The organism is Burkholderia cepacia complex sp. TUM26381, from assembly GCF_057439935.1.
In genome coordinates, this window is sequence record NZ_CM172006.1 from 1,213,834 (window position 1) to 1,233,440 (window position 19,607).

18 protein-coding genes are annotated in these 19,607 nt (G+C 67.2%); 11 read left to right on the forward strand and 7 right to left on the reverse strand.

Annotated elements, in window-relative coordinates; all coding sequences use genetic code 11:
* Positions 1 to 81: 81 nt before the first annotated feature.
* Both ACWMMN_RS05865 and ACWMMN_RS05870 read left to right on the forward strand, forming a co-directional pair.
* Complete coding sequence (locus ACWMMN_RS05865; RefSeq protein WP_059235312.1) at positions 82 to 891, forward strand: hypothetical protein; 810 nt, start codon at positions 82 to 84, stop codon at positions 889 to 891.
* 39 nt (positions 892 to 930) lie between these two features.
* On the forward strand, positions 931 to 1,395 hold the full coding sequence (locus ACWMMN_RS05870; RefSeq protein WP_059235310.1) for a DUF2214 family protein: 465 nt from the start codon (positions 931 to 933) through the stop codon (positions 1,393 to 1,395).
* A 93-nt stretch (positions 1,396 to 1,488) separates the two neighbouring features.
* On the opposite strand, the gene gudD is transcribed toward ACWMMN_RS05870, so the two are convergent.
* A complete protein-coding gene (gene gudD / locus ACWMMN_RS05875) occupies positions 1,489 to 2,841 on the reverse strand; it encodes a glucarate dehydratase (RefSeq protein WP_486423086.1) in 1,353 nt (450 codons plus the stop codon).
* A 359-nt stretch (positions 2,842 to 3,200) separates the two neighbouring features.
* Between gudD and ACWMMN_RS05880 the strand changes: the two genes are divergently transcribed.
* Complete coding sequence (locus ACWMMN_RS05880; protein WP_059235306.1) at positions 3,201 to 3,950, forward strand: FadR/GntR family transcriptional regulator; 750 nt, start codon at positions 3,201 to 3,203, stop codon at positions 3,948 to 3,950.
* Positions 3,951 to 4,086: 136 nt separating this feature from the next.
* On the opposite strand, the gene ACWMMN_RS05885 is transcribed toward ACWMMN_RS05880, so the two are convergent.
* The 3 genes from ACWMMN_RS05885 to pdxY all read right to left on the reverse strand — a co-directional run bounded on the left by ACWMMN_RS05885 (position 4,087) and on the right by pdxY (position 8,986).
* Complete coding sequence (locus ACWMMN_RS05885; protein WP_174992006.1) at positions 4,087 to 5,235, reverse strand: branched-chain amino acid ABC transporter substrate-binding protein; 1,149 nt, start codon at positions 5,233 to 5,235, stop codon at positions 4,087 to 4,089.
* 477 nt (positions 5,236 to 5,712) lie between these two features.
* On the reverse strand, positions 5,713 to 7,857 hold the full coding sequence (locus ACWMMN_RS05890) for a phosphocholine-specific phospholipase C (RefSeq protein WP_059235304.1): 2,145 nt from the start codon (positions 7,855 to 7,857) through the stop codon (positions 5,713 to 5,715).
* A gap of 268 nt (positions 7,858 to 8,125) precedes the next feature.
* Positions 8,126 to 8,986, reverse strand: a complete 861-nt coding sequence (gene pdxY, locus ACWMMN_RS05895) for a pyridoxal kinase PdxY (protein WP_041492785.1) — start codon at positions 8,984 to 8,986, stop codon at positions 8,126 to 8,128.
* Between the two features lie 173 nt (positions 8,987 to 9,159).
* Between pdxY and ACWMMN_RS05900 the strand changes: the two genes are divergently transcribed.
* Positions 9,160 to 10,221, forward strand: a complete 1,062-nt coding sequence (locus tag ACWMMN_RS05900) for an alpha/beta fold hydrolase (RefSeq protein WP_486423087.1) — start codon at positions 9,160 to 9,162, stop codon at positions 10,219 to 10,221.
* Between the two features lie 36 nt (positions 10,222 to 10,257).
* Here the strand turns inward: ACWMMN_RS05900 and ACWMMN_RS05905 are convergent, their stop codons facing one another.
* Entirely contained in the window at positions 10,258 to 11,256 is a 999-nt protein-coding gene (locus ACWMMN_RS05905) for an LLM class flavin-dependent oxidoreductase (protein WP_059236839.1), read from the reverse strand.
* 641 nt (positions 11,257 to 11,897) lie between these two features.
* Here ACWMMN_RS05905 and hpnI point away from each other — a divergent pair.
* From hpnI to ACWMMN_RS05930, 5 genes are all read left to right on the forward strand, one after another.
* Positions 11,898 to 13,073: a bacteriohopanetetrol glucosamine biosynthesis glycosyltransferase HpnI gene (hpnI, locus tag ACWMMN_RS05910; RefSeq protein ID WP_059235302.1), complete on the forward strand. Its 1,176-nt coding sequence runs from the start codon at positions 11,898 to 11,900 to the stop codon at positions 13,071 to 13,073.
* Positions 13,074 to 13,207: 134 nt separating this feature from the next.
* Positions 13,208 to 14,650: a hopanoid biosynthesis associated radical SAM protein HpnJ gene (gene hpnJ / locus ACWMMN_RS05915; protein WP_338083541.1), complete on the forward strand. Its 1,443-nt coding sequence runs from the start codon at positions 13,208 to 13,210 to the stop codon at positions 14,648 to 14,650.
* Between the two features lie 3 nt (positions 14,651 to 14,653).
* Positions 14,654 to 15,538 (forward strand): hopanoid biosynthesis-associated protein HpnK, encoded by an 885-nt coding sequence (gene hpnK, locus ACWMMN_RS05920; protein ID WP_486423088.1) that lies wholly within the window; start codon positions 14,654 to 14,656, stop codon positions 15,536 to 15,538.
* Positions 15,535 to 16,584: an HpnL family protein gene (locus ACWMMN_RS05925; protein ID WP_342703912.1), complete on the forward strand. Its 1,050-nt coding sequence runs from the start codon at positions 15,535 to 15,537 to the stop codon at positions 16,582 to 16,584. The genes hpnK and ACWMMN_RS05925 overlap by 4 nt, the downstream gene beginning before the upstream one ends.
* Positions 16,585 to 16,671: 87 nt before the next feature.
* Positions 16,672 to 17,229 carry a hypothetical protein gene (locus ACWMMN_RS05930; RefSeq protein WP_059235294.1) on the forward strand — a complete coding sequence of 186 codons (558 nt, stop codon included), beginning with the start codon at positions 16,672 to 16,674 and terminating at the stop codon, positions 17,227 to 17,229.
* A 3-nt stretch (positions 17,230 to 17,232) separates the two neighbouring features.
* On the opposite strand, the gene ACWMMN_RS05935 is transcribed toward ACWMMN_RS05930, so the two are convergent.
* Positions 17,233 to 17,529, reverse strand: a complete 297-nt coding sequence (locus ACWMMN_RS05935; protein ID WP_342703914.1) for a BrnA antitoxin family protein — start codon at positions 17,527 to 17,529, stop codon at positions 17,233 to 17,235.
* Positions 17,513 to 17,809, reverse strand: a complete 297-nt coding sequence (locus ACWMMN_RS05940; RefSeq protein WP_342703916.1) for a BrnT family toxin — start codon at positions 17,807 to 17,809, stop codon at positions 17,513 to 17,515. Before ACWMMN_RS05940 ends, ACWMMN_RS05935 begins: the two co-directional genes overlap by 17 nt.
* Before the next feature lie 398 nt (positions 17,810 to 18,207).
* Between ACWMMN_RS05940 and ACWMMN_RS05945 the strand changes: the two genes are divergently transcribed.
* Both ACWMMN_RS05945 and ACWMMN_RS05950 read left to right on the forward strand, forming a co-directional pair.
* The gene (locus tag ACWMMN_RS05945; RefSeq protein ID WP_059235291.1) at positions 18,208 to 18,897 is read left to right on the forward strand and encodes an ABC transporter permease; all 690 of its coding nucleotides are present in this window, start codon (positions 18,208 to 18,210) and stop codon (positions 18,895 to 18,897) included.
* Positions 18,894 to 19,607: an ABC transporter permease gene (locus ACWMMN_RS05950; RefSeq protein ID WP_059235289.1), complete on the forward strand. Its 714-nt coding sequence runs from the start codon at positions 18,894 to 18,896 to the stop codon at positions 19,605 to 19,607. The genes ACWMMN_RS05945 and ACWMMN_RS05950 overlap by 4 nt, the downstream gene beginning before the upstream one ends.

Here is a 19,607-nt window from a genome sequence, read left to right on the forward strand (position 1 = left end):
CCGTCTGTCCAGCCGGTAATGTCCCTATAATGGCCGTGCCGTGAAATCCGGCCCTGTACGAATATCCAGAGGAGAGCAGTCTTGGCGAGAACGAAAACCACGCGCGCAGCGCCGGCCCCCGGCGCCGGTGTGATCTTCGCGTTGCGCGCGATCGGTCTCGTGCTGCTCGCGCGCTGGCTGTTCTCGATGTCCCAGATGGGCTATCGCTCGTCGCTGTCCGCGATGGTGTCGTCGCCGTGGGCGTTCGTCTACCTCGTGCTGATCTTCCTGCTGCTCGCGCTGCCGGGCGCCGCCGCGCGTGCCGAGCGGCCGTTTCATCCGCTGCCGCAGTGGCTGCGCCAGGCGCTGCGCGTCTTCGCGCTGATCGGTTTCCTGTTCGCGGTCTGGTCGATCGGCATGTTCGCGTGGGTGGCCGGCTGGCGCCACGCGCTGCATGCGGTGACGGCGACCAACGGCTGGCTCGTCGCAGCGCCGGCGCTCTACGCGGCAATCGTCTGGATCTGCCGCCCGCGGCCGCTGTGGCGCACCAACGTGGCCGCTCGCCGCTTCGCGGTCGGCCGGTATGCGATTTCACTCGACGTGCTGACGCGCACCGCGATCGTCTGGATGGAAAGCCGCAAGGTCGGCCAGTACGACGCGCGCGAGCTGTCGGTGCGCTGGCCCGGCCGGGCGGCACCTGCCGTTGCGGGCGAGGGCGCGCTGGAGACGCAGCCGGCAGTCGTGCCGCCGCGTCGCGGCAGCCTGTTCAATCGGCCGAAGGTCGAACTGCTGTGGGATTCGCCGGCGGCCGTCGGCCATAACCGGCAGATCGTGATGCGCGCGCGGCTCGCGACCGAAGGTGACCGCGTCGCGGTGCTCGCGCTCGACGCCGCGCTCAAGCAGATCGTCTGACAGGGCCTGCGCACCGGGCGCGGGCGACAAGGAGGCGCGATGATCGTCCGCTGGTTGCTGGCTGCCATTCACCTGAGCGCGTTCGGCGTCGCCTTTGCCGCGATCGCGGGGCGTAACCGCGCATTGCGCCGGCTCATCGCGTCCGCGCAGGCCGCCGACCTGCCTGGCGTCTTCAAGGCGGATGCTGCATGGGGAGTGTCCGCGCTCGTGCTGGTCGTGACGGGCCTCATGCGCGCGTTCGGCGGTTTTGAAAAAGGCGCCGCGTACTATCTGCACGAGCCACTCTTTCACCTGAAGATGACAGCGCTCGTGCTGATCCTGCTGCTCGAGGTCGTGCCGATGCTGGGGCTGATCCGATGGCGCGTTGCCGCGCGGCAGCAGCAGATGCCCGATCTCGGCCGTGCGCGCACCTATGTGCGGATCGGCCATTGGCAGGCCGTGCTCGTGATCGTCATCGTGTTCGCCGCGTCGGGGATGGCGCGGGGGATCGGGCTGGCCGGGTAGGTGCGGCCGGCCAGGCCCGACCAGGTCGTCGTGGCCGGCAAGGGCCGGTCACACCGGTCACCGGGCGGCCCTGCCGCCCGGTTCGTCCCGCGCTCAGCGCACGAGACAGGGGCGCTTGTTGTTGAACGTCCACCCCGGGATCAGATACTGCATGGCCGCCGCATCGTCGCGGGCGCCCAGGCCATGCTGCTTGTACAGTTCGTGCGCGACCGCGACCGCATCCATGTCGATGTCGACGCCGAGACCCGGGCGTTTCGGCACTTCCACCAGCCCGTTCTCGATCTTCAGCGGCTCGCGCGTCAGCCGTTCTCCGTCCTGCCAGATCCAGTGCGTGTCGATCGCGGTGACCTGACCCGGCGCGGCGGCCGCGACATGCGTGAACATCGCGAGCGACACGTCGAAGTGGTTGTTCGAATGCGAACCCCACGTGAGGCCCCAGTCGCGGCACATCTGCGCGACGCGTACCGAACCCTGCATCGTCCAGAAGTGCGGGTCGGCGAGCGGGATGTCGACGGCCTGCAACTGTACGGCGTGGCCCATCTGCCGCCAGTCGGTCGCGATCATGTTGGTCGCCGTCGGCAGCCCCGTCGAGCGGCGGAATTCGGCCATCACCTCGCGGCCCGAGTAACCGTTCTCCGCGCCGCACGGATCTTCCGCATACGCGAGCACGTGATGCTGATCGCGGCACAGTCGCACGGCCTCGTCGAGTGACCATGCGCCGTTCGGGTCGAGCGTCACGCGTGCGTCGGGGAAGCGCTCGGCGAGCGCCGTCACGGCCTCGATCTCGCTTGCGCCTTCGAACACGCCGCCCTTCAGCTTGAAGTCGTTGAAGCCGTAGCGCGCATGCGCGGCCTCGGCGAGCCGCACGACGGCCTCGGGCGTCAGCGCGGCTTCGTCGCGCACGCGGGTCCAGTCGTCGGTCGCGCCGCTGCCGTCGCGATAGGCGAGTGCAGTTTTAGTGCGGTCGCCGATGTAGAACAGATAGCCGAGCATTTCGACGCGCTCGCGCTGCTGGCCTTCGCCGAGCAGGGCGGCGACCGGCACGCCGAGATGCTGGCCGAGCAGGTCGAGCAGCGCAGCTTCGAGTGCGGTGACCGCGTGGATCGTCGTGCGCAGGTCGAAGGTCTGCAGCCCGCGGCCGCTCGCGTCGCGGTCGGCGAAGGTGCGCCGCACGTCGTTGAGCACCGCGTGGTAGTTACCGACCGGCTGGCCGACGACGAGCGCGCGTGCGTCGTCGAGCGTGCGGCGGATGCTTTCGCCGCCGGGCACTTCGCCGACGCCGGTCCGGCCCGCGCTGTCCTTCAGGATCACGAGGTTGCGGGTGAAGAACGGACCGTGCGCGCCGCTCAGGTTGAGCAGCATGCTGTCGTGGCCGGCGACCGGAATCGCTTGCAGGTCGACGATGCGCGGCGTGTCGTGGGAAGGCGAGGCTGTGACGGCGTTCATGGGCGGCGATGGCAAAAGAGTGGGGCAATGCCGTGCGGCAAAAGCTTTGCCGCGCGCGGCGGGAGGTGCGATCATTCGACAACCGACGTGCGCGGCGCGCAAGGCCCGCATGTCGACGCAACCCGAAACGGGGTGGGAGCGACAACGAGACCAGCAAAGCGCAGAACGCGAACACTGGCCGATCGTAAGGCATGGGACCGGGCGGCGCTGGAATGCCGGCCTGAGTCGACAGGAGATCCGCGCACCGATCATCAGTCGTCGGATGACTTGTGACGCAGTATAATGAATCATCGGCTTTCGCTCAAACCCCGCGTAAACCCTCGGCTCACATTACGATCATTCAAAAAGGAACCGGCCTCATGTCCGTGCCTACGCTTCCCGCAGCGCCGCGCCGTCGCGCACGCAGCCTCGCACAAGATGTCGTCGACGCGCTGACCGCGCAGATCGAAAACGGCACGCTGCGCCCTGGCGACAAGCTGCCGACCGAAACCGAAGTCATGGCGGCGCAGGGCGTGAGCCGTACGGTCGTGCGCGAGGCGATCTCGCGGATGCAGGCGAGCGGCCTCGTCGAAACGCGCCACGGCATCGGCAGCTTCGTGCTGGAGCCGTCGCGCCGCCAGGCGCTCGGCATCGATCCCGCGACGATCACGACGCTGCGCGACGTGCTCGCGGTGCTGGAACTGCGCATCAGCCTCGAGAGCGAGTGCGCGAGCCTGGCCGCGCAGCGCGCGAACGATACCGACCTCGCCGCGCTGCGGCGTGCGCTCGACGCGATCGCGACGGGGGCGGGCGGCGGGCGTGACACCGCGCAGCTCGACTTCCAGTTCCACCTGCAGATCGCGCAATCGACCGGCAACCGCTATTTCGTCGACATCATGACGCAACTCGGCACGTCGATCATCCCGCGCACGCGTGTGAATTCGGCGCGCTTCGCGGGCGACGATCTCGAGCGCTACGTCGGTCGGCTGAATCACGAGCACGAGGACATCTACGAGGCGATCGCGCGCCACGACCCGGAAGCCGCGCGCGCCGCGATGCGCACGCACCTCACGAACAGCCGCGAGCGGCTGCGCCGCGCGCACGAGGCGGCGGAAGCCGAGGCCGGCTGACCGTTGCATGACGAGGCCCGCGTTGCCGCGGGCCCAACCGAATCGCGCCAACATCAGTCGTCATACGAGATCGGTGTCGCTTCATCGATCTGCGCGGCCAGGCGGCGCATCCGCCGCCGGCCGCCGAACCCGCCGATCAGCCTCCCTTCGTCACGATCGTCTTCCACGCGCCGCTCTTCACCTGGTACAGCGTCGACATCCCGCTCTTCAGCGAGCCGTCGTTCGCAAATGAGATGCGGCCGGTCACGCCTTCGAAGTCGATCTTCTTCAGCGCCGGGCGATAGACCTTCGGGTCGGTCGAGCCGGCCGCCTGCATCGCCTTGATTGCCGCCCACGCCGCGTCGTAGCCGAACTGCGCATACGACAGCACGTCGACGCCGAAGCGCTTCTTGAACCGCTGTTCGAAATCCTTCCCCTGCGGCAGCTCGTCGAGCGGCCGGCCGTATTCCCACGCCATCGCGCCTTCGGCGGCCGGGCCCGCGATCTTGATGAACTCGTTGTCCTTCACGCCGCCGCCGCCGACGAACTGCGCATTCAGCCCAAGCTGACGCATCTGCTTGATGAAATTCGCGGCGAGCGAGTCGAGGCCGCCGAAGAAGATCAGGTCGGGGTTCTTGCCTTTCAGGCTCGTGATCTGCGCGCGGAAGTCGACCGCCTGGTTGCTGGTGAACTCGCGGCCGATGATGTTGCCGCCGGCGGCCTTCACGGCCTTCTCGAATTCGTCGGCCTCGCCCTGGCCGAACGCCGTGCGGTCGTCGATGATCGCGATGCGCTTCGCCTTCGTCACGTCGACCGCGTACTTGCCCGCGTTGCCGGCGTTCTGGCCGTCGGTCGCGATCACCATGAACATGTTCGCGAGCCCGCGCGACGTGAGCGTCGGGTTGGTCGCGGCCGGGTCGATCACCGGGATGCCGGCCTTGTCGTAGACGACCGAGGCCGGAATCGTCGTCCCCGAGTTGAAGTGACCGACCACGACCGACACGTTCTGGTCGACCAGCGCCTGCGCGGCCTGCACGCCGATGCGCGGGTCGGCCTGGTCGTCCTGCACGACGAGATTGAAGTGCGCGGGCTTGCCGGCGATCTGCACCTTCTGCGCGGCGGCATCGTCGAGCGCGAGCTGCACGCCGTTCTGCAGATCCTTGCCGTAGCCGGCGTTCACGCCCGTGAGCGGCGCGGCGAAGCCGACCTTCACGTCGGTTGCGTCGGCGGCCTGGGCGGCCTGTTGCGAGAGGAGGGCAAGCGCGGATGCAATCGACACCGACAGCAGGGAATGACGGAATTTCATGTTGTTCCTCTTGTTCGACACCTGCGAGTGGGTACCGCGCGCGTCCGGGCGGGCCGGGCGCGTGCGACGGGCGGGCGGTTCGACCGCTTCTCGGAATCGGGCGGGGAGGTCGGCATCGTGATCCTCGGAAGAATCTCCCGTCAGGCTCCGTGAGAAGCCCCGATCGCCTCGATATATAGGTCGCCGATATGCCCGGGTCTTGGCAATTTGCCGCGCATTCGGTGCGGATTTGCGCATAGCTTCCGCGCGAGCGGGATCGGCCGGTATCGGGAGTTTCCCGTCGCGAACGGAACGGGCGGAGAGGCGGAGAGGCGGAGAGGCGGAGAGGCGGAGAGGCGGAGAGGCGGAGAGGCGGAGAGGCGGAGAGGCGGAGAGGCGGAAAGGCGGAAAGGCGGAAAGGCGGAAAGGCGGAAAGGCGGAAAGGCGGGGCAAAGACGCGGCGCGGCCCGCCGGGGCCGCGCCGCGCGCGGGAGGCCGTCAGTCGGACAGGGCGTCCGATGCGGCTTCGGCGTCGTCGTGCGACGCGTGCGTGCGGATCAGCGGATCGCTGGTGCTCGGGCGGCCCGTTTCGACGTGGCCCGCGAAGCGGCGCAGGAAGCCGAGCAGCCGGCCGTCGCTGACGGTCAGGTCGTACCAGCCGTGGCTGCCGCGCAGATCCCAGTAGTCGTCGACGTGCGCGCCCGGCGCGAGGTCGAACGTGCGCGAGCGGCCGTGGCCGTACGCGTTCGTGACCTTGAGCCGCACGGCCTTGTGGCCGCGGTTCATCAGGCGCAGCGTGATGTTGCCGTTCGCGACGTCATAGCCGTAGATCACTTCGGGGTTCACGTTCGCGCTGCCGACGCCGGTCGCGAACGGGCCGCGGAAATGGCAGTAGAAGCCGTTCGGGCCGTACACGTCGAGGTCGTACAGGCCGAGCGATGCCGCAGCGCTCCACGTGTCGGCAACCCGCTTGCCGGCTTCGACCGTGTAGGCCCACGGACCGTCGAGGCGGTTGCGCGACTGGACCTGGAACGCGGCGCCTGCGCGGCCCGTGTTCGCGAAGGTCAGCCGGAACTGGCCGTTCACGGATTCGACGCGGCCGTGCACGAACAGCTCGTACGGCAGCGCGCGCGCCGGACGCAGCCCGGCCTCCTGCTTCGGCAGCTTCTGCAGCACCGGCGGCACCGGGATGTAGTCGGGGTGGCGGGTGCGGTCGGGCGGCGCGTAGCTGCTCGTGTCGGGCAGCGTCGGCCACGCGGCATCGGACGTCGCGAAGTCGAATGCGGCGGTCAGGTCGCCGCACACCGTGCGGCGCCACGGCGACACGTTGGCGGCCGTGACCGGGTATTGCGCGCCGAACCGTGCCTCGATGAATTGCAGCAGCGACGTGTGATCGAAGGTCTGCGAGCAGACCCAGCCGCCCTTGGTCCACGGCGACACGACGAGCATCGGCACGCGCGGCCCGAGCCCGTACGGGCCGGCCATGTGCGACGCGTCGCCGGGGAACACCTCGTTGGTCGTCGCGACCGTCGACAGCCCGTTGTCGCGCGACTGCGGCGCGAACGGCGGCTGCACGTGATCGAAGAAGCCGTCGTTTTCGTCGTACGTGATGAACAGCGCGGTCTTGCTCCACACGTCGGGATTCGACACGAGCGCCTTCAAGACCTGCTCGATGTACCACGCGCCGTAGTTCGCGGGCCAGTTCGGGTGCTCGGAATACGCTTCCGGTGCGCAGATCCACGACACCTGCGGCAGCGTGCCGTTCTTCACGTCCTGCTGCAGCACGTCGAACAGCGTGCCGCCGGCGCTGATGTTGGTGCCGGTGCGCGCCTTGTCGTACAGCGGCGTGCCGGGCAGTGCGGTGCGGTACTGGTTGAAGTAGAGCAGCGAGTTGTCGCCGTAGTTGCCGATGTACGGGTTTTGCGTCCAGCCCCACGAGCCGTTCGCGTCGAGCCCCGTGCCGACGTCCTGGTAGATCTTCCACGACACGCCGGCCTGTTCGAGCACTTCCGGATAGGTCTTCCAGCCGTAGCCCTTTTCCTCGTTGCCGAGCACCGGGCCGCCGCCCGTGCCGTCGTTGCCGACGTAGCCCGTCCACATGTAGTAGCGGTTCGGGTCGGTCGAGCTCGGGATCGCGCAGTGGTATGCGTCGCAGATCGTGAATGCATCGGCGAGCTGGTAGTGGAACGGGATGTCGTCGCGCTTCAGGTACGCCATCGTCGTGGTGCCCTTGTTCGGCACCCACTGGTCGTAGCGGCCCTTGTTCCACGCGGCGTGCATGTCCTGCCAGCCGTGCGGCAGGTCCTGCAGGAACTGCAGGCCGAGCTTGTCGGCGCCCGGGTGGAACGGCAGCAGTTCGGCCGGGCCGACAGGCTGGTGGAACACCGACTTGCCGTTCGCGAGGCGCAGCGGGCGCGGGTCACCAAAGCCACGGACACCGCGCATCGTGCCGAAGTAGTGGTCGAACGAACGGTTCTCCTGCATCAGGATCACGATGTGTTCGATGTCGCGGATCGTGCCGGTGCGGCGGTTCGCGGGAATCGCGAGCGCATCGCGGATCACGGGCGGAAACAGGTTCAGCGCGGCGGCGCCGGCAGTGCCGGCGGCGACGCGCAGGAAGTCACGACGGTTCGATCGGGTCATGGTCGTTATCGTGCGGTAAATGGGGGAGCCGATTGGCGGGACCTACGGGAAGGCGCGCACCGGGGCGCAGGATGCGGCTGCGCCGGTTCGTGCCGCCGCGAGCATAGCGAGGAATCGGTGTCATTCATGTGAAGTCCGGAAACGTTTGCATGTGCGGCGAAGCGGCATCGGGACGTATGTCGTCAACGGTCGTGAAGCAGCAGGGGGAAGCAGGAAAGCGGCGCGGCGCGAGCGATACGCCGGCGAAGCGGAGGGCGGTGCCGGTGCGTCAGGCGTCGGTCACCCACGCGCCGAACCATTCGCTCGGGCGTGCGATCTCGTCCTGCGCGGCGACGAGTTCGAGTTCGTAGCGGCGTGCATCGTAGGTGGCCTTCACGACCGCATGCACGGCCGCGAGCGTGTGTTCGAATGCGGCGCGCACGGAGTCGCCGCGTAGCCGGCACGCGACGAAGATCGCGCTGGTCAGGTCGCCGACGCCGACGGGATGGCGCGGAAACGCATACAGCGGACGCTGGCCGATCCACGCTTCGGTTTCGGTGACGGCGAGCATGTTGAAACGGTCGGCCGGACTGTTGCGGTCGTGCAGGTGCTTGACGAGGATGATCTGCGGGCCGCGGCGGATCAGTGCGCGGCAGGCTTCGACGGCTTCGGCGACGGTTTCGATGCGCCGCCCGGCGAGTTTCTGCAGCTCGGTGTGGTTCGGCGACATGCCGTCCGCGAGTGCCGGCATCTCCTGGACCATGAATTCCTCGACGCCGGGCTCGGGCCGGATACCGCCCGTCTGGCCCATCGCCGGATCGCAGAAGTACCACGCATTGGGGTTCATCGCCTTCACCGAGCGGACGATCTCGACGGCCGCGCGCGCCTGCGGCGGCGAGCCTAGGAAGCCAGACAGCACGGCGTCGCAGCGCTTGAGCGCGCCGATCGCGGCGATGCCGTCGACGAGCTGTTCCATCTTCGCGGCATCGATCGCGCTACCGGCCCAGTGGCCGTACTGCATGTGATTCGACAACTGGACGGTGTTGAGCGGCCAGACGTTGATGCCGAGGCGCTGCATCGGGAACACGGCCGCACTGTTGCCGGCATGGCCGTAGATGACGTGCGACTGAATGCTGAGGACGTTTTTCATGGGAATTCGCCTGCACGCGTTTCAGGGTCACGTCACACGATACCCGAGTTCGTCATACGCGCGAAAGTCGCGCGGCCCCGGAGTGTTGCGCGCCGTCGTCACGCGACCGCGTAGAATCCCGGGGCGCGGGGCAGCCCGGCTGCCCGCGTGCATCTCCAATCACAGTGATCGCCATGCTTTCGATTTGCAAGATGTTGTCTGTCGCGCGCGCCGCCGTGCTCGGCGCGGGTATCGCTGCCGCGTGCGCCATGCCTGTTGCGGGCGTCGAAGCGGCGCCCGCCGCCAATGACGGTCCCGTGTACGGCCCGCGCCTGGAAGGGTTCGCCTATCCGGCGCCCGTGCACGCGTACGCGTTCGTGTCGCAGCGCGAAACCCTCGAGATGGCGTTTCTCGACGTGCAGCCGGCGCACCCGAACGGCCGCACCGTCGTGCTGCTGCACGGAAAGAACTTCTGCGCGGCGACCTGGGAGGACACGATCGGCGTGCTGAGCCGTGCCGGCTATCGCGTGATCGCGCCGGACCAGATCGGCTTCTGCAAGTCGTCGAAGCCCGAGCGCTATCAATACACGTTCCAGCAACTCGCGCGCAACACGCACGCGCTGCTTGAATCGATCGGCGTGAGATCGGCGACGATCGTCGGCCATTCGACCGGCGGGATGCTCGCGATCCGTTACGCGCTGATGTATCCGAAGTCGACCGACCAGCTCGTGCTCGTGAACCCGATCGGCCTCGAGGACTGGAAGGCGCTTGGCGTGCCGCCGCTGTCGGTCGACTTCTGGTATGCGCGCGAACAGAAGACCACGGCCGACGGCATCCGCCGCTACGAGCAGGGTACGTACTACGCGGGCAAGTGGTCGCCGTCGTACGAGCGCTGGGTGCAGATGCTCGCCGGGATGTATCGCGGCGCCGGTCGCGATGCGGTCGCATGGAACTCGGCGCTGATCTACGACATGATCCTCACGCAGCCGGTGGTCTATGAACTCGGCGCGATCCGCGTGCCGACGCTGCTGATGATCGGCGACAAGGATACGACCGCGATCGGCAAGGACGTTGCGCCGCCCGACGTGCACGCGAAGCTCGGTCATTATCCGGAGCTCGCGAAGCGCACGCAGGCCGCGATTCCCGGCGCGCAGCTCGTCGAATTCCCGGCGCTCGGCCATGCGCCACAGATCCAGGATCCGGACGCGTTCCACAAGGCGCTGCTCGACGGGCTGGAGGCCGTGCACCCGCAGTGATGCGGGGCAGGCCGCCGGCGGCACGCGGCCGTGCCGTCAGCGCGCCTCGTTCGCGAGTTCGTCGCGGATCTGCGCGGCCAGTTCGAACGAGCGCAGCCGCGCGGCGTGATCGTAGATCTGCGCGGTGATGATCAGCTCGTCGGCACCCGTTTGCGCGATGCGGTCGCGCAGCTTGTCGCGCACCGTGTCGCGCGAACCGACTGCCGCGAACGACAGCGAATGCGCGACGGTCGCGAGTTCGAGTTCATTGGCCTCGAGCACGTCGACGGGCGGCGGCAGCTTGCCCGGCGTGCCGCGCCGCAGGTTGATGAACTGCTGCTGCAGCGACGTGAACAGGCGCCGCGCCTCGTCGTCGGTCTCGGCCGCGAACACGTTGACGCCGACCATCGCATGCGGCTTCGGCCATGCGGCCGACGGCCGGTACTGCGCGCGATAGATCTCGAGTGCGCGCATCAGGTAGTCCGGCGCGAAGTGCGACGCGAATGCGAACGGCAGCCCGAGCATCGCGGCAAGCTGCGCACTGAACAAACTCGAACCGAGCAGCCACACGGGGACGTCGAGCCCCGCGCCGGGCACCGCGCGCACGCGCTGGCCGGGCACCGGCTCCGCGAAGTAGCGCTGCAGTTCCGCGACGTCATCCGGAAACGAATCGGCGCTGCCGATCAGGTCGCGGCGCAGCGCGCGCGACGTGGTCTGGTCGGTGCCGGGCGCGCGGCCGAGGCCGAGGTCGATGCGCCCCGGGTATAGCGATGCCAGCGTGCCGAACTGCTCGGCGATCACGAGCGGTGCGTGGTTCGGCAGCATGATGCCGCCCGAGCCCACGCGGATCGTCTGCGTCGCGCCCGCGACATGGCCGATCACGACGGCGGTGGCCGCGCTCGCGATGCCCGGCATGTTGTGATGCTCGGCCAGCCAGTAGCGCTGGTAGCCCCAGCGCTCCGCGTGCTGCGCGAGATCGACGGAATTGCGGAACGCCTGGGAGGCGTCGGCGCCCGCCGGAATGGGGGCGAGATCGAGTACGGAAAACGGTGTCATCGGGTGGCCTTCGAAACGGGGGAGCGCGGTGATGCGCTGACGCAACAAATGCCAAGGATTTTGCCAAAGGGTTCCGGAACGTGCTGGCGACGCGCCGATACCCATGCGCCTTACAGGGGTGCAGGGTCGAATACCTTGATTGTTGCAAAAATCAATTCAATCGCGGATTAATTACTAATCTTTACGGCGATTGGCCGTGAATCCGCATCGACGTACAAATTTGCACGAAACGTTTGATTTTCAAGACTGCAATACGCCTGCAAAGTGCTTACGCTAATGTGAACGTGGCTGTGCCGATAAGGTTCGTCGACCACTCAGCTTTGCCGGAACTGCACCAGTCCGTTTCTCGTAGTGCCGAGCGCGGGGTGCCGCAGACTGCTAAAATCCGGCGCCTGCCCATGTTGTGCCGATGGTAGCCATTCGAGTCTTCCCGCATCCCGACCGGGTAGTGCGCGGAGAGATGCCACGCGAAGCCGGGCATGGCCGTACCCGAAGAACGGGTCGTGCTTCCCCCAAATTACAGACGCTGCTGGAACAAGGAGTCGGGTCGTGCCCGCGTTCGTCGTTGTCGGAATACCGCATCACGCTCAATCAAGCTCAAGCGTTCTCCATGGCGTTCAGGTCGCCGGGAGGCGTTGCGCATGACGCCAACCGCAACGTTGCTCGACTGGCTCCTGATCGTGTTCACGCTGGCCGCGGCCGGCTATGCGCTCGTCGCCGCGTTCGCGCCGCGGCCGCGTACGCCGCGTACCGCCGCGCGCGACGGTTTCGAGCCGGTCAGCGTGCTCAAGCCGCTGTGCGGCGCGGAGCCGCACCTGTACGAAAACCTCGCGACGTTCTGCGAGCAGCGCCATCCGCGCCATGAGGTGCTGTTCGGCGTCGCGTCGTCGGCCGATCCGGCTATCGCGGTCGTCGAGCGGCTGCGCGCCGATTATCCCGAGTGCGACATCACGCTCGTGGTCGACGCGCGCGTGCACGGCAAGAACCTGAAGGTCAGCAACCTGATCAATCTCGCCGAGCGCGCGAAGTACGGCCGCATCGTGATCGCGGACAGCGACATCGCGGTGCAGCCCGACTATCTGGAGCGCGTGACGGCGCCCCTCGCCGATGCGTCGGTCGGGGTCGTCACGTGCCTGTATCATGCGCGCAGCGTCGGCGGGTTCTGGACGCGGATCGGCGCGCAGTTCGTCGATGCGTGGTTCGCGCCGTCGGTGCGGATCACGCACCTCGGCCGCTCGAGCCGCTTCGGCTTCGGCGCGACGCTCGCGCTGACGCGCGACACGCTCGAGCGGATCGGCGGCTTTTTCGCGCTGAAGGATGAGCTGGCCGACGATTTCTGGCTGGCCGAGCTGCCGCGCCGCCTCGGGCGGCGCACCGTGCTGTCGGAAGTCGAGGTCGCGACCGACGTGATCGAACCGTCGTTCGGGCCGCTGTGGCACCGCGAGACGCGCTGGCTGCGCACGATCCGTTCGCTGAATCCGGCCGGCTTCGCGTTCCTGTTCATTACGTTCACGGTGCCGTGGCTCGCGATCGGCGCGGCGCTCGCGCTGCGTCTGGATGGCACCTTCGCCGGCACGCTGGCGGGCGGGGCGGCCGCGGTCGGCGCATTCGGGCGGCTCGTGCTGCATGCGCGCGGCGAGGACGGCTGGCGTGCATTCTGGCGCGACCTGCCGCTCGTCGCGGTGCGCGACACGCTGCTCGCGCTCGAGTGGCTCGCGGCCGCGTTCGGCACGCACGTCGTGTGGCGCGGCGCAAGGATGACGGTCGTCGGCGGCGAACGCGCGACGGCGGCAGTGGAAGCAGTGGACGGCCGCTAGGGCCGTCGCTCGAACCCGGCCCGAGGGCCGAGACGCGTTGCGCGGCGAAACCGCGCAGCGCGACATGACAGAGAGGCGGGCGCCGGTACGGCGGCCCGCGGTTTTTTGACTGAATCGTTGTGACGAATCGAACTATGCAGGCTACCGGAGCATTCATGAAAACGCTGTTCTTGCAGGCCCCTTCGTATGACGGCTTCGACGGCGGAGCCGGCTCGCGCTATCAGGCGAAGCGCGAAATCCGTTCCTTCTGGTATCCGACGTGGCTCGCGCAGCCGGCCGCGCTCGTGCCGGGCAGCCGCGTCGTCGATGCGCCGGCCGACGGCCTGTCGGTCGAGGAAACGCTGAAGATCGCCAACGACTACGACCTCGTGATCATCCACACGAGCACGCCGTCGTTCCCGACCGACGCGATGTTCGCGCAGGATCTCAAGAAGATGAAGCCGTCGATGCTGGTCGGCATGGTGGGCGCGAAGGTGATGGTCGATCCGCACAACTCGCTCACGGCGAGCGAGGCAATCGACTTCGTGTGCCGCGAGGAATTCGACTACACCTGCAAGGAAATCGCCGAAGGCACGCCGTTCCCGCAGATCAAGGGCTTGAGCTGGCGCGCGAAGGACGGCTCGATCGAGCACAACGAAGCGCGTCCGATCCTCGAGAACATGGACGAACTGCCGTTCGTCGCGCCCGTCTACAAGCGCGACCTGAAGATCGACAACTACTTCATCGGCTACCTGAACTATCCGTACGTATCGATCTACACGGGCCGCGGCTGCAAGTCGCGCTGCACGTTCTGCCTGTGGCCGCAGACGGTCAGCGGCCATCGCTACCGCACGCGCTCGGTCGAGAACGTGCTCGCGGAAGCGAAGTGGATCCGCGACAACATGCCGGAAGTGAAGGAACTGATGTTCGACGACGACACCTTCACCGACGACCTGCCGCGCGCCGAAGCGATCGCCATCGGCCTGGGCAAGCTCGGCATGACGTGGTCGTGCAACGCGAAGGCGAACGTGCCGTACAAGTCGCTGAAGATCATGAAGGAAAACGGCCTGCGCCTGCTGCTGGTCGGCTTCGAATCCGGCGACGACCAGATCCTCGTGAACATCAAGAAGGGCGTGCGCACCGATTTCGCGCGCCGCTTCAGCGCGGACTGCAAGAAGCTCGGCATCAAGATCCACGGCACCTTCATCCTCGGCCTGCCGGGCGAGACGCAGGAGACCATCAAGAAGACGATCGAGTACGCGAAGGAAATCAATCCGCACACGATCCAGGTGTCGCTCGCCGCGCCGTATCCGGGCACGACGCTCTACAAGCAGGCCGTCGAGAACGGCTGGATGGAAGAGAACAAGACCATCAACCTGGTCAGCAAGGAAGGCGTGCAACTGGCGGCGATCGGCTATGCGCACCTGTCGCGCGACGAGATCTATCACCATCTCGAGCAGTTCTATCGCCAGTTCTACTTCCGTCCGTCGAAGATCTGGGAAATCGTCCGCGAGATGCTGACGAGCTGGGACATGATGAAGCGCCGTCTGCGCGAAGGCGTCGAATTCTTCCGCTTCCTGCGCGCGCACGAGGCCTGATTCGTGACGACGCAGCGGGCGGCGCGGGCGCTGATCTTCACCGCGGACGACTTCGGGCTGCACCCGCGCGTCAACGCGGCGGTCGAGCGCGCGCATCGCGACGGCGTGCTGAACGCCGCGAGCCTGATGGTCGGCGCGCCCGCCGCGCAGGATGCGATCGAACGCGCGCGACGGCTGCCGTCGCTCGCGGTCGGCCTGCATCTGGTGCTCGCGGACGGGCCCGCCACGCTGCCCGCGCATGAAATTCCCGCGCTCGTCGGCGCCGACGGGCGGTTCGGCGACGCGATGGCGAAGGACGGCTGTCGCTTCTTCTTCCTGCCGCAGGTTCGCGCGCAACTGCGCCGCGAGATCCGTGCGCAGTTCGACGCGTTCGCGGCGAGCGGCCTGCCGCTCGACCACGTGAACGCGCACAAGCATTTCCACCTGCATCCGACCGTGCTGTCGATGATCATCGAGATCGGCCGCGACTACGGGCTGCGCGCGGTGCGGTTGCCTTACGAGACGAGCGCCCCCGCGCTGCTCAAGCCGTGGATCGCGCTCGTGCGTGCGCGGCTCGACCGCGCGGGGCTCGTGCACAACGATTACGTGGTCGGGATCGAGCACACGGGCGCGATGGACGAGGCCGTGCTGCTCGATGCGCTCGCGACGCTGCCGCCGGGTGTCGGCGAGATCTACTGCCATCCGGCCGAGGCCGGCGACGGCCCGATCACGCCGACGATGGCGGCCTACCGTCCGGTCGACGAACTCGATGCGTTGCTGTCGCCGCGTGTCGCGGCCGCGCTGCAGGCGGCGGGCGTCGCGACCGGCGGCTTTGCCGACGTGTTCGGTCAGCCCGCGGCACGGCGCGGCACGCCCGCGTCGCGCGCACCGGGAGCGCAGCCGTCGTGAGCAAGTTGATCAAATGGCTCGGCTGGCCGATCGGCATTGGCATCCTGCTCGCGCTGGGGTTGCACGAGGGCGTCGGCGACGTGTCGCAGATGCTCGCGCGCGCCGGTTATGCGCTGCTGTGGCTCGTGCCGTTCCATGGGCTGCCGTTGCTGCTCGATGCGTACGCGTGGCACCTGCTGCTCGACCGGCGCAGTTCGCTGCCGTTCCTGTGGTGGATCGCGACCGTGCGCGAGGCCGTGAACCGGCTGCTGCCCGTGGTCGGGATCGGCGGCGAGATCGTCGGCATCCGGCTTGCGCGCTGGCAGGTGCCCGACGCGAGCCGCGTCACCGCGTCGGTGATCGTCGAGGTACTCGTGACGATCGTCGTCCAGTATGCGTTCGCGGCGCTCGGCCTCGTGCTGCTGCTTGCCTCGACGGACAACATGGGCGGCGGCACGATCGGCCTCGCGCTGCTGCTGACGCTGCCGTTGCCGGTGCTCGGCGTCGTGCTGATGCGGCGCGGCGGCATCTTCCACGCGATCGAGCGTTTCGCGGGCCGCCTGCTCGGCGATTCGCACCGGCTGCTGCAGGGCGTCGACGGCCGCCGGCTCGACGCCGACATCGATTCGCTGATGTCGCGTACGGGCCTGCTGTTCAGCGCATTCTTCTGGCAGCTGGCCGGTTACGTGCTCGGCGCGCTCGAAATCTACTGGGCGCTGTCGCTGCTCGGCCATCCGGTGTCGATCGGCGGCGCGATCGCGATCGAGGCGATGACGCAGGCCGTGCGGCATGCGGCGTTCATGGTGCCGGGCGGGCTCGGCGTGCAGGAGGCGACCGTCGTGCTGCTCGCGCAGATGTTCGGCGTCGACCGCGAGACGGCGCTGTCGCTCGCGCTGGTCAAGCGCGGCCGCGAGGTGCTGTTCGGCTGCCTGGCGCTCGGCTCGTGGCAGCTGGCCGAGCTCGTGCGCACGCGCCGCCGCCTCGGCGCGCCGCCGGCCGTGCCGCGTGCGCCGCACCCGGCGAACCGTGTGCACGACGCTGAAACGGAAACCGAAACGACGCATTGAACGAGAGACGGGCCGCGCGCCCGTCTCGCGCTTTTGGCGCTGCGCGGGTATCCTTGCCGCGTGTTTTCTCCACGCGCATTTCTTCCGATGACTTTTCGTTTCCGGCTGCTTCCCGTGACGATGCTGGCCGCCGCGCTGGCGCTGACCGGCTGCGACGACAAGCAAGGCAATCTCGACGTGCAACGCATCAGGGACTTCTTCACCGCGATCAAGCCCGCGCCGCTGCTGCTCAAGGGGCTGAAGGCCGGCGAATCGACCGAGGCCGACGTGCGCGGCACGATGGGCAAGCCCGAGACCGTGCGCGAGTTCACCGACGGCTCGAAGCGCTACGAATATCCGCGCGGCCCGATGGGCAACCAGACCTGGTTCGTCGATCTCGATGCGAACGGGCGCTACACGGGCGCGACGCAGGTGCTGACCGCCGAGAATTTCGCGAAAGTGCGCCCGGGGATGAACGAGGACGAGGTGCGGCGCCTGCTCGGCAAGCCCGGCGACATCGCGCAGTATCCGTTGAAGCCGGAGACGGTCTGGAGCTGGCGCTGGCTCGAGGACGGCGTCAACACCGACGCGTTCTTCAACGTCCATTTCGGCCCGGACGGGCTTGTCTATACGACTTCGCGCTCCGACATCCTCAAGGGGCGCTGACGTTCACGCGCGGCGCTTCTTCAGCCATTCGCGCAGCGCGTCGTTCATGCGCGTCTGCCAGCCCGGGCCCTCTGCCCGAAACGCGGCGAGGATATCGGCGTCGTAGCGGATGCTGACCTGTTCCTTCGGGTGTTCGAGTTTCGGACGCCCGAATTTTTTCGCGACGACTTCGACGAATGGCTCCATCGCATCCATTTCTTCGTCGCTGAGTGCATGAGCATCCGGATCGGCGGCGATGCCGCGCGCGATCGCCGCTTCTTCCCCGGGCGTGTTGCATATGAATTTAACCGCCTTCTTCATATCGACTCATCTCTCGGTTGTTGGCTTTTCGCAGGCTGACGACACGTAGTGTGCGGCCGCGCGGGACGACGATCGCCGCGTGGAGGCGAGCGCCGATCGGCACCAGGCAGATCCACCGCGTCTCGCCGCAATCGCGGCGGGTGTCCGGCCACACGCACGCTGCTTCCCACTCGGCGAGTTCCGCCATTCGCAACGATTTGCCGTGTTTCAGCCGGTTCGACAGATCCTTGGCATCGTCGAAAACGAACGGAATTTCGACTAATTGTGGATGCGAAAACATCAGATGATAAGAGGTTTTCGTAGATGCAGAAATGGAGCCCTGTCGCGGGTGGCATCGACTACGCGCGCATCGTGTCGCGGGGATGAGCGAGCGATTGTGTGGCGTGGGCCCGGATGTGCCTGTTCGGCCCGATGGCCAGTCCGGCGCTATATCGAAAAAGCGACCGGAAAATTGCAAAAAGTCTGCTTCCCTGCGTGTCATCTGACTGTCAGGGAGCGGCTTTTTTCCTTTTGAAACAGCGGAGTAGGTTGCGGTTGTAAATGATGGGACGGATTGCTGCGATGCAGCAACCGCACGCAAGGTGATTTGAGGCAATCCATTTCGCTTGCGACTATCCGCGTCAGCCCGGCGCGGGACACGCATACGCGTCGGCATTCATTCCAACTCTGGAGACGCGCGTGTTCCTTTACGGCTTTGGTCCTGTCCTCTGGGCCGGCACCGTGCAGACCATCGAGCTGTCGGTGCTGTCGCTCGCCACTGCGGTGGCGCTGGGGCTGATCGGCGCGGTGGCGAAGCTGTCGCACAACCGGGTGCTGCGAGCGATCGCGACCGGTTATACGACGCTGATCCGCTCGGTGCCCGATCTTGTGCTGATGCTGCTGCTGTTCTACAGCATCCAGATCTGGCTGAACCAGTTCACCGACCTCGTCGGCTGGGACCAGATCGACATCGACCCGTTCGTGGCCGGCGTGCTGACGCTCGGCTTCATCTACGGCGCGTACTTCACCGAGACCTTCCGCGGCGCGTTCCTGTCGGTGCCGCGCGGCCAGCTCGAGGCCGGCGCGGCTTACGGGATGAGCGGCGCGCGCGTGTTCGTGCGGATCATGTTCCCGCAGATGATGCGCTTCGCGCTGCCGGGGATCGGCAACAACTGGCAGGTGCTCGTGAAGGCGACCGCGCTGGTGTCGATCATCGGTCTTGCGGACGTCGTGAAGGCCGCGCAGGACGCCGGCAAGAGCACGTTCAACATGTTCTTCTTCATCCTCGTCGCGGCGCTGATCTACCTCGCGATCACGACCGTTTCCAACCTCGTGCTGATCCAGCTCGAGAAGCGTTATTCCATGGGCGTGCGGCACGCAGAACTATGATCGAGATCCTCCAGGAATTCGGCAAGGCGTTCCTTTTCTGGGACGGCCAGCGCCTCTCCGGCCTCGCGGTGACGCTGTGGCTGCTCGTTGCGTCGATCTCGCTCGGCTTCGTGTGCGCGGTGCCGCTCGCGGTTGCGCGCGTGTCGAAGAAGAAGTGGGTGTCGATGCCCGTGCGGTTCTACACGTACGTGTTTCGCGGCACGCCGCTCTACGTGCAGCTGCTGCTGATGTACACGGGCATGTACAGCCTCGAGTTCGTGCGTTCGCACTCGCTGCTCGACGCGTTCTTCCGCAGCGGTTTCAACTGCGCGATTCTCGCGTTCGCGTTGAACACCTGCGCGTACACGACCGAGATCTTTGCCGGCGCGATCCGTGCGATTCCGCACGGCGAGGTCGAGGCGGCGCGTGCGTACGGGATGTCGCCGTTCACGATGTACTGCCGCGTGATCCTGCCGTCGGCGCTGCGCCGTGCGCTGCCGCTCTACAGCAACGAGGTGATCCTGATGCTGCACGCGACGACCGTGGCGTTCACGGCGACCGTGCCGGACATCCTGAAGGTCGCGCGTGATGCGAATTCCGCGACCTACATGGCGTTCCAGTCGTTCGGAATCGCCGCGCTGATCTATCTTGCGGTATCTTTCGCACTCGTCGCGGCGTTTCGCCGCGCGGAGCGCCACTGGCTCGCGTATCTCGCGGCCGCCCGTCATTGA